We start from the raw sequence: 12,056 nt of genomic DNA, 5'->3' as shown, positions 1-12,056 counted from the left end.
TCCAACCATCATCTCTAACAACTAATCCCATCGGGTCACCTCTTCTCATTCTCACGTGACCCATTCCCTAATATCTATTCAATGAGAAAGCTACTATTTATTCCTTTCGGGATAGGCTCTTAGTTTTATTCGCTAATTACCTTACTCGTTTCACTCGTCCTGCTTCTAAATCTTTCAGACTTGCTTCTAATTGGAGGAGGAGATCATCTGCGATCTCTTCTTTTTTCTTTAAGTGAACATATTCTTCTGTGGATATACATACTGTTTCTGTTTCCATAATAATCAATAAACCATCCTTTCTTATAAATTTTTTGTAAAAAGACGCCGGCGCTCGGATTTGAACCGAGACTCCCTTTCGAGAAGTGGTTTTCGAGACCACCGCAGTAGCCAGATTGTGCCACGCCGGCAATATAATAAGTATAATTTTCGGGAAGTTTAAATGTCTTTTCTTGATTTCTTTTAATAAATATATGAAGATACTTTTTGCGATGCTTGGCTACAAAGAAGTTTTGCTGGTGCGTGTCTCGTCTTCTAAGATTTAATACGATACGGAGCAACAAAATATATAAAGAAATCATCATCTAACCCTTCCATGGTCGGCAAAGGCAATCCAAAACAACTGTATGACATTCTTATTATTGGGACAGGAGTGACTGGCTGGGGCGCTGCAATGTACGCGGGCAGAATGCAACTCAAAACACTAATTGTTGGTGATACTCCTGGTGGAACGATCATGCTCACTGATGATGTGGAGAATTATCCTGGTTTCAAAAAACTCACTGGTCCAGAACTTGCAGATAACATTGAACAGCACGCGCGAGAATATGACATTGATATTGAAGATGGTCTTGTCAATGATATTGCGCAGGACAAAAAGAAACACATTTTTACTGTTACTACAAAGAATGGATCCTCTTTCAAAGCAAAAACAGTATTGCTCGCGACAGGAACAAAGCCACGAAAACTTGGTGTTCCTGGAGAAGACAATTATTTTGGCAAAGGAGTGCATACCTGCGCGCTTTGCGATGGCGCATTTTACAAAGAAAAGATTATCGGCGTTGTTGGGGGATCTGATTCCGCCGCGAAAGAGGCGCTGCTTTTAACCCAATGGGGTAAAAAAGTATACATCATTTACCGTGGAGAAAAAATTAGGCCAGAACCTGTCAACATGACTCGTATTGAGAAAAAAATTAAAGAAGGGAAAATTGAAATTATCAGCACGACCAATGTTGTTGAAGTCAAAGGAGAGAAATATATTACTACAGTTGTCTTTGACAAACCGTATCATGGAAAAAAAGAGTTCAAGCTTGACGCGCTTTTTATTGAAATAGGACACATCGCGCTTTCCGATCTCGCGAAGAAAATTGGCGTTACGTTAAACACCAAAGGAGAAGTTCCCATTGATAGAGACGCGCAAACCAATGTTCCAGGTTTTTACGCAGCAGGAGATGTTTGTGACACTCGCTTTAAGCAAGCAATCACTGGTGTCGCGGAAGGTGTTCTTGCTGTCTATTCCGCGTATATCTATGTGAATGACAATGAGAAGTTGTGGGATTGATTTTTTAGCCTAAATCTTTTTTAATCTTCTTGCGTTTCTTCTTAAAATGGAATTCAAACTCGATGGTTTTTATGATCCACAAAAAAGATGGTGGAGCGATAATGGCAGTTTACGGAGAAAAGCCGAGAAAACAGGAGATAGGTGGAAAAGACAAGATTTACTCAATCAATCCTCTTTTCTTGCCCGTTACGCAGATGGAAAAGTACATGTTTATCTTCTCGGGCATACTCTTACTGCGTATGCACTTCTTGACGCTACTGCACACGCCGCTCCTTGGGAACCCGCGTATCTTTCTCCTTTTTCTCGAGAAAAAAAAGAACTCTTTATTGTGGATTTGGGAGATCTTCTCGAGCGGGAAATGCCTTTTCCTGAAAATCTGTATCTTTCTGTTGCTCCCACGCGCCCTCGATTTGGACGTGGGTATAACATAACTCTTCATCCTTGTTCTCTCGATGAACCATTGGAGTTTTCTATTGTCCAGCGAGTTGTTATTGATGGTGAACTGAAAGAGCGGCAAACACATCTTTATGCCGCTTCTTTTGCCGCTGATACTAAAGAATTCAGAAAATATGTTGGCACTCCTCAATCATTTTAGTTTTTTTTCAACTGTAGGCATTCAGGGAAGTACGTGTACTTATATTCATGCAGAATAAGCAAAAGCTCATGCCTCTTCAGCGCTCCTTTTAAGATTCCCCGCACTTCCATTAATATTTGATTTAACTCGTCTGTTGTTTTTATTTTAATCTCAATTTGCATTTCACTGCTTCCAGAAGTTTTATACAAATACGTCACATTTGGATGCGTCACAACATATTGGAACAATCTCTTTTCTAACTCCTTGGATAAATAACCCACTTGCAATGTGATGAAGCACCATTGGTACCCTAAATCTTTTGTTCCTTTCCAAATGCTGGGTCTATATTTTAGGATAATCTCTTGTTTCTCAAGCATCTTCAAATGATATTTTACTGTTTCCCAAGGTTCATTCACTTCTTTTGCTATTTGTATTGTTTGAAGCCGCGCATTTTTCGCTATTACTGCAAGTATTTTTCTATTTATGTCTGAAAGAGGAACATTTTCTTTTTGTTCCGTGAGCAAAGGATAAATTTCTCCTCCTGCGGCACCATAAAGAAACGTCGCGGGCACTGGAATTTCCTCCACGCCATAATTTATCGCGTAACGATCAATGACTTGTTTATATTCCAACTCGATTCTTTTCATAACTTGTCCCATTTCCGGGTAAGAGCGAACAAATATTTTTATCAAAAGATCATATTCTCCTATGCATTTTACTACCCATGCGACATTCGGATGCGTACACAAATGATTGATTAATTCCTTCTCTTTCTCTTCATCAATATTCTTCAGTTGTATATACACAAAATAAATCTGCCAGCCAAGTTTTTTGACATCAATTACTGTGTTAAAACCCAGCAGAAACTCTTGCTCCAACAGCCGCTTGACGCGGTAATGAACAACCTCTTTGCTGAGTCTGGCTTTTTTACCAATCTGGGAAAAAGAAGCTCTTGCGTTCTCGAATAAAGCGCGAAGTATTTTCCTATCCTTCTCATCAATTTGCGTCATTTTTTTATTAAATAGATAAAATAGCTTATAAATTTTTCTATTTGATAAAAAATAGAAGGAGTAATTTTATTAATATGGTTGTCTTAACCTGTAAGTAGTGATTAAAATGAAAGAATTATTATTGCCGGAAACACTAGAAGTACTCTGCAATGAGTTAGACCAATCAGGACAAGATGGTTCTGATAAAGAAGACTATGCGTCAATATGTGATGCAGTTATGAAAATGGAACTGAATTTTGAAGCGGGTCCTCTAGATGCTAATTTAGGTATGTTTCTGAGGAGTTTCTATAATCTAGCTAATAAAATAGATAAGACTTTGATAACGGATGTTCTTACCGAGAATATGCTTGCTCTTTTTGATAAAGCTTTGCGCTTATTTGATTTACAAGAAGAACAAGCAGATTACTTTAAGTATACTAATTTTTTCTTTAATACCCCTGTTCAAGAATATATTTCTGACTTATTGCATTGCTTGGAAAATAATGGTACTATCAGAAAAGGATATGCTTTAAGATTTGATAAGAATATTGCTCAGTTGCATGTAGATGTATTTACTACCCGTGCTTCTTCGCTTGAGTATGCTTTTGATTGGGCTCTTAACAGACCTGATGAATTTGAGCTTTCCTATCTAAAAAAACTGTATTCCAAATGGAATGCATGTAGGAATATCGAATATTGTAATGGTAAAATGGTAAGAGTTTACAATGGAAAATTCAATAAAGATGAAACAGAATTTCCCGATGAAATTAAACTTAAACACGCGGTATTCTCTGGAACAAGAAATCACGCAATCGCATATTATACCACTGCGCTAGAATTCGACTGCTATTTTAGATTGAGTGATACTAAAAGAAATGCAAAAGACTCCCTTAATAGTTTCAATGTTGCTGAAAGGATTGTACGTGACGCTCAACTCAGTCCTCATCCTGAAGTAAGAGCACTAGGTCAGGAACTCTTTGAAATGATCTACAATAAATTTTACAAATATTGCGTCACATCTGATGCGAAGAAGGATGAACTTGAGGGTATGAAACGTACATTGGAAATTGCAGAAGGAACAGATCTTATCAAGTCAAAATTAGGACAAGACCTCTGTGGAAAAGTATTTTCTTTGATGCTTCAACATACTGAAGACGTAGAAAAAAAATCAGAACTTGATCTTGGAAATGCTTATCTTGAAGCTGTTCACTATGCCGAACTTCTCGGAACTGCTTTAGGGATAGACAACACAGAAATAGTAAAAGAATTATATACAAAGGCGAGTTATGCATATGAAAAAGAAGCATTTAATACTCATTTAAGAAATAAATTGAAAGTCAAAATTACGAACGATGGTTCTTCTAATTGTCGTCGTGGTGTCGTTCAGCCTGGGTATCAAACAAAGTCTTATGATGAGGTGGGGAAGCTGGTGGAGATTATAACTATACCTCCAGGTCACTACACATATCTTGATACCGATATGCTGAAGGAGAGTATAAGAAAATGTATGAAGAGTAATATTAATGAATTGCTTTTCAGTGCTATAACGTGCGCACAAAAAGCAGGATTAGAGGAGCGAGTAGAATTGCTTACCCACATTTATATTTCTCAACCTTTGATCATATAAACATCATTTTAAAAAGCAGTGTCTATTTTCTTTTCATTATGAGTTACAACACAATATTCTGGGTTGAAGATCATCCTGATATTATTGCCCGTATTGCCGCTGAGCAGGGGTTTGACCTGGCAGCTTTATTGAAGAAAATGACCCTTGCTTATGACTATTCAACTGCTGCAAAAATAACAGCAGAACGGCTTTTTGATATTTATATTTTAGATGGCGATTTTCCTACTGCAATCAATGGCAGGCACTTTGCTGAAGTTGATCTTTGTGTTCGTATGATGCAGATGGGCGCATATGAAGAGAGGTATCAGGTTCGAGAGATATCAATAGACGAAAATACCGGAAATAATTTCGTTCCTTTTTATTATCATTGTCTTTCAAATAAGCCTGGCGCCAAAGTAATTTTTTCTGCATCAACTCTTGCAGCTTCATTTGCACATCTTATGCACGTTCCTTTTTATCTTAAAGGAAATCATACTCCTGATGCTGTTCGTCAGCTTGTTTCTCACAATCAGGACTTTCTTGAATCTGGTTTTGACAAAAGAATACAGGATATTATACGAGAAAATCGCACTTCTGATACGCCTCTTCCATTAGAAGAGTGGGAATGCGGGGGAACTCCAGCATTTGTTGGAAAATATCTTTTGTCCCATATTCAACCAAACCTTTAAAAGACAACCTCTATTTTTACTCCTTCATGAAGACATTATTCCTCGAAGCGCGCGTCGCGATGGAGATTGCGCTCTCTGACGAGCAGATTAAACAATTGCCGAAAGAAGTAGGGTTATTTACGACGATTCAATTCATTGACTCTATTCAATTCATTGACTCTATTCATGGTGTTTTGCAGCAATTAAAGGACGCGGGCATTACAGTCCACCTTTTGAAAGGCAAACACACCCAGCGTGCTGGACAGATTCTAGGTTGCGAATATCTTGATTATCCCGCTCCCGCGTTTTTGTATATCGGCGATGGTCAGTTTCATCCGCAAGCGATCGCGATAAAAAATCAAAAACCCATTTACTGCTATAATCCTTACACAAAGCAGATGGTTCTTTTTGATCGCAAGGATATTGATGCGGTTGTCAAGCAACATAAAATTGCTATCATGAAATTTCTCGAAGCAGATAACATTGGTGTTTTGATCTCGACAAAACCAGGACAACAGTTTATGAAACGCTGTTTATTGTTTAAGGGAAAATGCGAAGCAAAAGGAAAAAAAGTCTATCTCTTGTTATCCAACACTGTTGACTTTATGCAGATGAATAATTTTCCGTTTGTCCAGTGCTGGGTGAATAGCGCATGCCCGCGCATCGGGATTGATGATAAAAATAAAGTAGACAAACCCATGGTTAATTTGGAAGATGTCTTTGAGATGGTTTGAAAACAATGGCAATAATTAGAATTAAAGGATATGATCTCAATACTCCTACTATTCGCGATTCGTATGACAGGCGAGCAGTGCAGTACAAAAACAATATTATTTTGACACTTAAAAAACTTGGTCTTACAGAAGATGATATTGATATTCCACAAGATGTCAGCGCGTTCAAGAACGCGCCTGCGTCTGCGACGTGGTATATGGATGGTCGTCGTTTATACTACAGCTACAAAATCGCGAACAAATATGTGGAAAACCTTTATATTGTTTTCAAAGTCATTGAACTTGAAGTTAATGCCTACCTTTCTGGACACAAAACACTTGAAGAATTCTTCAGCTCTTTTTCAGAAGAAGATGATGTCGAAGAGGAACGTAAACAAGCACGTCTTACTTTAGGTGTTGATCCTACTGAGACGAACATGGACATCATCAACGCAAAGTATAAGGAGCTTGCCAAGAAAAATCATCCTGACATGGATGGTGGCGATACAGAGAAATTCAAAGCGATCAACCGCGCGCATAAAATGCTGAAAAGAGAGTTGCAGTGAAATTATTAGAAGCATTTAAAAATAAACACTCCAATCTATACAATATTAGGGTCTTTTTAACTACTTGTTGATTAATTATTCAACACGTTTGTTATTCTGTCCCTGAAATTAGAAATGAACAAAACAAGGAGCTAAACAACATGAAAGGAACTATAAAATTTTTTAATGAAGCAAAAGGCTTTGGCTTTATTACTGCTGAAGATGGAACACAAGTTTTTGTCCACAAATCAGCACTCGCAGAAGGTGTCACTTTACGCGAAAATGATTCTGTTACCTTCGATGTAGAACAAGGAGATAGGGGATCAAAAGCAGTTAATGTGAAGAAAGAGTAATTATATTTTTTTCTTCTCTTATTTTTTTAATTTTGATTTCTTTCAATTCCTTCCCAAACATTTAAAATCATCTTCATATTTATTACCCTATGCTCCTCAAAAACTGCAGATTTGTCGTCACGCAAAATGAAAAAAGAGACATTCTTGAACATGTTGATATTCTCATAGAAAGGAATAAGATAACGAAAATTGGCAAACATTTGAAAACAAAGGGAAGAAACAAAATAAAAGGAAAGACAATCGATTGTTCTGACAAGATTGTTATGCCTGGATTAATCAACACGCACACGCACATAGGAATGCATTCTTTGCGCGGCATTTGCGATGATGAAGAACTTCCCGCATGGCTTGATAAAGTCGTTGCTGCTGAAAAGAAATTCACTCCAAAACAGATTCAACAAAACGCAGAAAGCGCATGCAAAGAAATGCTGCTTTCAGGAACAACAACATTCGTTGAAATGTATACTCCTATTGCACCTGTGCTTGCTGGGGTGAAAAAACACTCTCTTCGCGCAGTTCTTTGTCCAGTGATTTATGGATTTTTAGGAAACGCGAAAGAACAGCTTGCTGCTGCAAAGAAGCTGATTGATGACTTTTCTCATCCTCTTATTACTCTTGGCTTAGGCGCTCACTCCATCTATACTTGTGATGAACAGACCTTGAAGGACCTCAAATATTATTGTCATCGAAAGAATCTTCTAACTCCTATCCACCTCGCAGAAACGAGAGAAGAACGATTTGATTGTTTTGACAAACACAAAAAACTTCCTGCGGAATATCTCGCGTCTCTTGGCTTTTTAAATGAAAAAACACTTCTTGTGCACAGCATCTGGCTGACAAAAGGAGAAGTTCGTATTATCGCCCAGCACAAATCTGCTGTTGCACATTGTCCTGTTTCAAATATGAAACTTTCTTCTGGTGGCGTTACTCCACTCATGGAAATGTTTGAAGAAGGGGTTGTTGTTGGTTTAGGAACAGATTCTGTCGCGTCAAACAATTCTATGGACATGTTCAAAGAAATGATGATCTGCGGATTATTGCATAAACAACATCGCTGGGACCCAAAAGCTGCTCCTGTGCAAAAGTTGCTTGATATGGCAACGATTGACGGCGCTGCCGCGATTGGTATGCGTCATGAGATTGGTTCTCTTGAAGTTGGGAAGAAGGCAGACATTATCTGCCTTGATGTTGCTGAAAATCATTGGCCTCTTTCGCAGGAGAATGTTCTTTCTCATTTAGTTTATTCTACTACTGGTAGAAATGTTTCTACTGTTGTTGTTGATGGAAAAGTTGTGGTGAAGAATAAAGAAGTCCAATAACTATGAAAAATCGGCGCAAAACCTTGCATTTTAGTGCGAGGATGTAGCGCAGAGATTCCGTAAGCGCCGATTTTACATCCCACGGAAACGCCACCATTAGTTTGCGAGCCGTAAAACCCATGCCTAAAGGCATGGGATAACACAGATTCCTAAAAAAAGAATCTGTGGAATTGTGGACAAGTCCACAATAGACAAGCATAATGTAAGTGGCGTTTCCGTGTTATGCAGCTCTTCTTAACAGTTCATCAAGGTGTTGTGGGTTTCCATTAAACTCTTCGTGCATAATTCTTCCTATATCTTCTTTTGAAAATGCAGGTTTGTATCCTCGTCTACTTGCCAGCGCATCGTAGAAATCCGCAAGCGCAACTGCTTCGACAAGTTCATCTTCTCCTCTTCTTTTGTGTCGTGGATATGATGCTCTTGTTTTATATTCGTGGTGTCCTACTGCAGCATGATACGCTGCTTCATCTCTTGTATACTCATCTAAAATCTGAAGTCCAAGGAGAGGGTGCCTATTCATTTTCGCTCTTTCTTTTTCATCGAGCTTTCCTGGCTTTGCTAGTATTTCAATAGGAGTTAATAATTTTCCCGCATCATGATATACTCCCGCAGCTCCCCAGCGTAATGCTTCGTTGATAGTATCTTGATTTATGACCACTAAGCCACTTTCTGTAGCCATATATCCTTGTACATACATGTCCAGGGTATATAATCCCACTCTTTTGCTATGAAGCGCGGTCTCTCTATGGTGTACCTCCATCGCTCCAAGAAAATCCTGCACTGCTGTGTCTTCAAGAATCATAGAAAAAAGCATCTTTGTTGTCGGCTGCACAACGTAGACCATAATAGAACGTTATGAAATTATCTATTTAAGTTTAATGACACAATTCCTTAAGGATATATAAGGAATTGGACAACCAAAACTTTAAATAGGTGTTTGGATGGAAAGAACCTATGCCCAAAGAATACAAACAAGTGATCATCGTTCGCGATGATCTGAAACTTCCGAAAGGAAAACTTGCCGCGCAAGTTGGTCACGCGTGTGTTGAAGCAGTGCTTCGTTCAGATAAAGAGATGGTGAAGTCTTGGCGCTCAGAAGGGATGAAAAAAATAGTTCTCAAAGTCAAAGACTTGAAAGAGATGAAAAAATATATGCAGCTCGCGAAAGACGCGGACATTGTGACTGCGCTGATTACTGACGCTGGACACACTGTTGTTGCTCCTGGCACAGAAACCTGCTGCGCATTGGGTCCTGCTGATGAACAGGACATTGATGTGATTACTGCTGAATTGAAGATGTTGTGATTGGTTTTTTGATTTTTTTAATATTCTTTTTGTTCTTGATTTTTCATTATGCTCTATTAAAAATATAACAAAACCCCATTGCTGCGGCAATGGGTCCCCCTGACAGTAAAAGGTCTTCTAGTGCGTGTATCCTTTTTTGCTGCTGAGCAACTGTTTGCTTTATTGTTGTTTGAGTCGCCTTGCTGTCCTTGTGAATCCCTATGTCTTTTTTATAATTATTCTCCCTAAAGATACTGCTGAGTACTAAACTTTCTGCAGAAAATCGAACAAATTCTTTCGGTATATCCGAAAAAAACAGGTGAAAAAACAGAAATACCGAAACTTATTCGCTTTATCCGAAAATCCTTCGGACCATCCGTAAGATTTTCGGAAAACTCGTCGGAAGTTCCTTTAATAAGTTCGTTCTAGTATATTTGCAAGGGAGGCAAGCAGTGCACGCATTGCGATGTCTGTGGTGGACAGTCCTCCCTCATTTTTTTAAAACAAAAAGGTGAGAATTTATGGAACAAAAAATGGGAAAAGTACTTTTGCCTCTGGCATTTATTGTAGGAAGCTGCGCGACCGTTGGCTACACTACTGCGTTTGGAAAGCCACAAGAAGACACGCGCGTTGAAACTGTTTCTCAATTAGAAGCAATGACCGCTGCTGGCGATTTTTCTACGATCGCCGCATATGCGCATCAACAAATTGATCAGCATCCCGATCGCTACATGAATGAATTGTATGATGGCGCTCGCGTTGCGTTAAAGCATGCGCCTAACGGGGTGTATGAACTTGCGATTGACCAATACGCGGAAGATGTGCATGAATACATGGAAACACGAATTTATACGATGCAACAGATACAGAAGAACGGCGGTTTTGCTTTTGGGTATGATGTGAACTATGATGAGTAGGGATTATGATGACAAAATGTATTTATAGGAGGTGAGGTACAATGATTTTTATGATACTTTTTTGGTTTGTGATCCTGTTGTTGATACTGCTTGCATTACTCAACAGGGTTTGTAACAATCGTTTTTCAGGACTTTTTGGTTTCCTTGTTGTTTTTCAGGCAGTTCTTTTCTTTTTGGCATTAGTAACTAATGACCCTGTGCTTCCTTCATCGTGGGGTATTGATCCTTGGTGGGAATGGACTTTTGAAGGACTTGTTGCTGCATTTGCTGTTTGGAAAGCATATCTTGATCCATTAAAGAGAAAAGTCTATTCTCTTGATAGAGAGATGGGCGAAGTCAAAACAGATATATCATCTATGAAAACAGATATTGCTTCCATGAAAAATAAAATAGAATGTCTCCCAAGGCTTGAGGCAGATATGGCTTTTATCAAAGAAAAGATCTTATCAAGGTGAGTGTATGGAACTTATGGCTTTATTTTGGGTAATTGTGTTAGTATGCATTCTTCTTTATTATGTACGGAAATATTTTATTCCTAAGCTCCCTCTTGATACCATATTTCCTTACTTGTATATGTTTAATCTCGCACTTTTACTAGCAGACATAGCAACGCACTAATTTTCACTCACCAGTCATAAAACTCACAACCTTTAAAAAGCATGTTTGGTTTCTTTGCTCCATGGCTTGGGGTTTATTTAAGGGGCATGTATTGATCTATTTGGTTGTTGTTTCAGCTGTCGCTCTTGGCTGGATTGGACACTCCTTATATCTTGATTTTTCTGCTTCTTCGGACGAAAATGTTATTGTTCCTGGGCAGGATGGTGTTCTTGAAAAAGTCAATAATTTTCTGACTTTTTCTTCTTCAGAGATTATGTCTCCTAATGATCATATTACTGAAGAACAGATTCGTGTCTATGATGATCGTGTTGTGCTTGACGTTGATGACCCTGTTTGGAGCAGTTTTACAGACACGAATTCCATGGATCCTTTGCTTGATGTTGGCGCGAATGGGATTGAAATTAAACCAGATTCTGAAGAGGACATTCATGTTGGTGATGTGATCAGCTATAGGTCTGGAAATGGGGTCGTGATTCATCGCGTTATCGCGATTGAGAACGATGAATTTGGTGTTTATTATGTGGTGAAAGGTGACAATAATCCAATTCCTGACAAAGAAAAAGTTCGCTTTGACGATGTGCAGGGAATATTGGTTGCAGTGGTGTATTAAATTTACTTCTGCAATTCCATAATTTTCTTCTTCACATCATCTGTATGCCTAGTCACGCTGACTTTCTCCCACACAAAGGCAATCTTTCCTTCTGGATTAATTAAGAGCCTATCCCATTAGATTGACCTCCATGTAATTATTCCACATGCGAGATGCAATAAGCCTATGTAAGCATCTGGTCTTTTAGACCAACGAATCAATAACCCTCTAAATCGGTTGAACCAACTATGTGTACGTTCAACAACCCATCTACGTGCTTTTTTTCTTGCAGATTTTTTGATATCTTTCGCCTCTTCTCCACG

Annotated in this window: 16 protein-coding genes and 1 tRNA gene; 12 read left to right on the top strand and 5 right to left on the bottom strand. The window is 38.6% G+C overall.

Translation table 11 applies throughout. From position 1 onward, the window contains the following. Positions 1 to 136 precede the first annotated feature (136 nt). Together HZC31_08465 and HZC31_08460 are read right to left on the bottom strand one after the other, a co-directional pair. Positions 137 to 277, bottom strand: coding sequence for a hypothetical protein (locus HZC31_08465; GenBank protein MBI5003391.1), 141 nt, complete (start codon positions 275 to 277; stop codon positions 137 to 139). 45 nt (positions 278 to 322) lie between these two features. After that, positions 323 to 407 (bottom strand) — tRNA-Ser (locus HZC31_08460). 185 nt (positions 408 to 592) lie between these two features. Between HZC31_08460 and HZC31_08455 the strand changes: the two genes are divergently transcribed. Both HZC31_08455 and HZC31_08450 read left to right on the top strand, forming a co-directional pair. Further along, complete coding sequence (locus tag HZC31_08455) at positions 593 to 1,558, top strand: FAD-dependent oxidoreductase (protein MBI5003390.1); 966 nt, start codon at positions 593 to 595, stop codon at positions 1,556 to 1,558. Positions 1,559 to 1,604: 46 nt separating this feature from the next. Beyond that, a complete protein-coding gene (locus HZC31_08450) occupies positions 1,605 to 2,153 on the top strand; it encodes a hypothetical protein (protein MBI5003389.1) in 549 nt (182 codons plus the stop codon). Here the strand turns inward: HZC31_08450 and HZC31_08445 are convergent. Then, the gene (locus HZC31_08445; GenBank protein ID MBI5003388.1) at positions 2,150 to 3,142 is read right to left on the bottom strand and encodes an Lrp/AsnC family transcriptional regulator; all 993 of its coding nucleotides are present in this window, start codon (positions 3,140 to 3,142) and stop codon (positions 2,150 to 2,152) included. The genes HZC31_08450 and HZC31_08445 overlap by 4 nt on opposite strands. Positions 3,143 to 3,248: 106 nt before the next feature. Here HZC31_08445 and HZC31_08440 point away from each other — a divergent pair, with 106 nt between their 5' ends. The 6 genes from HZC31_08440 (at position 3,249) to HZC31_08415 (ending at position 8,325) form a co-directional block, all read left to right on the top strand. Next, positions 3,249 to 4,748 carry a hypothetical protein gene (locus HZC31_08440; GenBank protein ID MBI5003387.1) on the top strand — a complete coding sequence of 500 codons (1,500 nt, stop codon included), beginning with the start codon at positions 3,249 to 3,251 and terminating at the stop codon, positions 4,746 to 4,748. Positions 4,749 to 4,786: 38 nt separating this feature from the next. Next, a complete protein-coding gene (locus HZC31_08435; protein ID MBI5003386.1) occupies positions 4,787 to 5,416 on the top strand; it encodes a hypothetical protein in 630 nt (209 codons plus the stop codon). A 26-nt stretch (positions 5,417 to 5,442) separates the two neighbouring features. Then, positions 5,443 to 6,129 (top strand): diphthamide synthesis protein, encoded by a 687-nt coding sequence (locus tag HZC31_08430; GenBank protein MBI5003385.1) that lies wholly within the window; start codon positions 5,443 to 5,445, stop codon positions 6,127 to 6,129. Positions 6,130 to 6,140: 11 nt separating this feature from the next. Further along, complete coding sequence (locus HZC31_08425; GenBank protein MBI5003384.1) at positions 6,141 to 6,674, top strand: DnaJ domain-containing protein; 534 nt, start codon at positions 6,141 to 6,143, stop codon at positions 6,672 to 6,674. Positions 6,675 to 6,814: 140 nt separating this feature from the next. After that, positions 6,815 to 7,006: a cold shock domain-containing protein gene (locus HZC31_08420; GenBank protein ID MBI5003383.1), complete on the top strand. Its 192-nt coding sequence runs from the start codon at positions 6,815 to 6,817 to the stop codon at positions 7,004 to 7,006. Positions 7,007 to 7,095: 89 nt separating this feature from the next. Further along, positions 7,096 to 8,325, top strand: coding sequence for an amidohydrolase (locus tag HZC31_08415; protein MBI5003382.1), 1,230 nt, complete (start codon positions 7,096 to 7,098; stop codon positions 8,323 to 8,325). Between the two features lie 220 nt (positions 8,326 to 8,545). Here HZC31_08415 and HZC31_08410 read toward each other — a convergent pair whose 3' ends face one another. Beyond that, positions 8,546 to 9,169: an HD domain-containing protein gene (locus tag HZC31_08410; protein MBI5003381.1), complete on the bottom strand. Its 624-nt coding sequence runs from the start codon at positions 9,167 to 9,169 to the stop codon at positions 8,546 to 8,548. A 110-nt stretch (positions 9,170 to 9,279) separates the two neighbouring features. Between HZC31_08410 and HZC31_08405 the strand changes: the two genes are divergently transcribed. The 4 genes from HZC31_08405 to HZC31_08390 all read left to right on the top strand — a co-directional run bounded on the left by HZC31_08405 (position 9,280) and on the right by HZC31_08390 (position 11,754). After that, positions 9,280 to 9,630 carry a peptidyl-tRNA hydrolase gene (locus HZC31_08405; GenBank protein MBI5003380.1) on the top strand — a complete coding sequence of 117 codons (351 nt, stop codon included), beginning with the start codon at positions 9,280 to 9,282 and terminating at the stop codon, positions 9,628 to 9,630. Between the two features lie 500 nt (positions 9,631 to 10,130). Beyond that, on the top strand, positions 10,131 to 10,526 hold the full coding sequence (locus HZC31_08400; GenBank protein MBI5003379.1) for a hypothetical protein: 396 nt from the start codon (positions 10,131 to 10,133) through the stop codon (positions 10,524 to 10,526). 50 nt (positions 10,527 to 10,576) lie between these two features. Further along, the gene (locus HZC31_08395) at positions 10,577 to 10,981 is read left to right on the top strand and encodes a hypothetical protein (protein MBI5003378.1); all 405 of its coding nucleotides are present in this window, start codon (positions 10,577 to 10,579) and stop codon (positions 10,979 to 10,981) included. A gap of 224 nt (positions 10,982 to 11,205) precedes the next feature. Then, positions 11,206 to 11,754 carry a signal peptidase I gene (locus HZC31_08390; protein MBI5003377.1) on the top strand — a complete coding sequence of 183 codons (549 nt, stop codon included), beginning with the start codon at positions 11,206 to 11,208 and terminating at the stop codon, positions 11,752 to 11,754. 116 nt (positions 11,755 to 11,870) lie between these two features. On the opposite strand, the gene HZC31_08385 is transcribed toward HZC31_08390, so the two are convergent. After that, a partial coding sequence (locus HZC31_08385) for a transposase (protein ID MBI5003376.1) occupies positions 11,871 to 12,056 on the bottom strand: 186 nt, incomplete at its 5' end.

It is taken from the genome of Candidatus Woesearchaeota archaeon, from assembly GCA_016214075.1.
In the GTDB taxonomy this organism is placed as follows: Archaea; Nanobdellota; Nanobdellia; order Woesearchaeales; family DSVV01; genus JACRPI01.
The sequence above is the reverse complement of the archived record's forward strand: the minus strand, read 5'-3'. Positions and strand labels throughout refer to the sequence as shown.

What these genes read in the sequence shown, in the direction of transcription:
- HZC31_08465 (MBI5003391.1), bottom strand. Translation starts at nt 277, where the DNA reads ATGGAAACAGAAACAGTATGTATATCCACAGAAGAATATGTTCACTTA.
- HZC31_08455 (MBI5003390.1), top strand. Translation starts at nt 593, where the DNA reads ATGGTCGGCAAAGGCAATCCAAAACAACTGTATGACATTCTTATTATT.
- HZC31_08450 (MBI5003389.1), top strand. Translation starts at nt 1,605, where the DNA reads ATGGAATTCAAACTCGATGGTTTTTATGATCCACAAAAAAGATGGTGG.
- HZC31_08445 (MBI5003388.1), bottom strand. Translation starts at nt 3,142, where the DNA reads ATGACGCAAATTGATGAGAAGGATAGGAAAATACTTCGCGCTTTATTC.
- HZC31_08440 (MBI5003387.1), top strand. Translation starts at nt 3,249, where the DNA reads ATGAAAGAATTATTATTGCCGGAAACACTAGAAGTACTCTGCAATGAG.
- HZC31_08435 (MBI5003386.1), top strand. Translation starts at nt 4,787, where the DNA reads ATGAGTTACAACACAATATTCTGGGTTGAAGATCATCCTGATATTATT.
- HZC31_08430 (MBI5003385.1), top strand. Translation starts at nt 5,443, where the DNA reads ATGAAGACATTATTCCTCGAAGCGCGCGTCGCGATGGAGATTGCGCTC.
- HZC31_08420 (MBI5003383.1), top strand. Translation starts at nt 6,815, where the DNA reads ATGAAAGGAACTATAAAATTTTTTAATGAAGCAAAAGGCTTTGGCTTT.
- HZC31_08415 (MBI5003382.1), top strand. Translation starts at nt 7,096, where the DNA reads ATGCTCCTCAAAAACTGCAGATTTGTCGTCACGCAAAATGAAAAAAGA.
- HZC31_08410 (MBI5003381.1), bottom strand. Translation starts at nt 9,169, where the DNA reads ATGGTCTACGTTGTGCAGCCGACAACAAAGATGCTTTTTTCTATGATT.
- HZC31_08405 (MBI5003380.1), top strand. Translation starts at nt 9,280, where the DNA reads ATGCCCAAAGAATACAAACAAGTGATCATCGTTCGCGATGATCTGAAA.
- HZC31_08400 (MBI5003379.1), top strand. Translation starts at nt 10,131, where the DNA reads ATGGAACAAAAAATGGGAAAAGTACTTTTGCCTCTGGCATTTATTGTA.
- HZC31_08395 (MBI5003378.1), top strand. Translation starts at nt 10,577, where the DNA reads ATGATACTTTTTTGGTTTGTGATCCTGTTGTTGATACTGCTTGCATTA.
- HZC31_08390 (MBI5003377.1), top strand. Translation starts at nt 11,206, where the DNA reads ATGGCTTGGGGTTTATTTAAGGGGCATGTATTGATCTATTTGGTTGTT.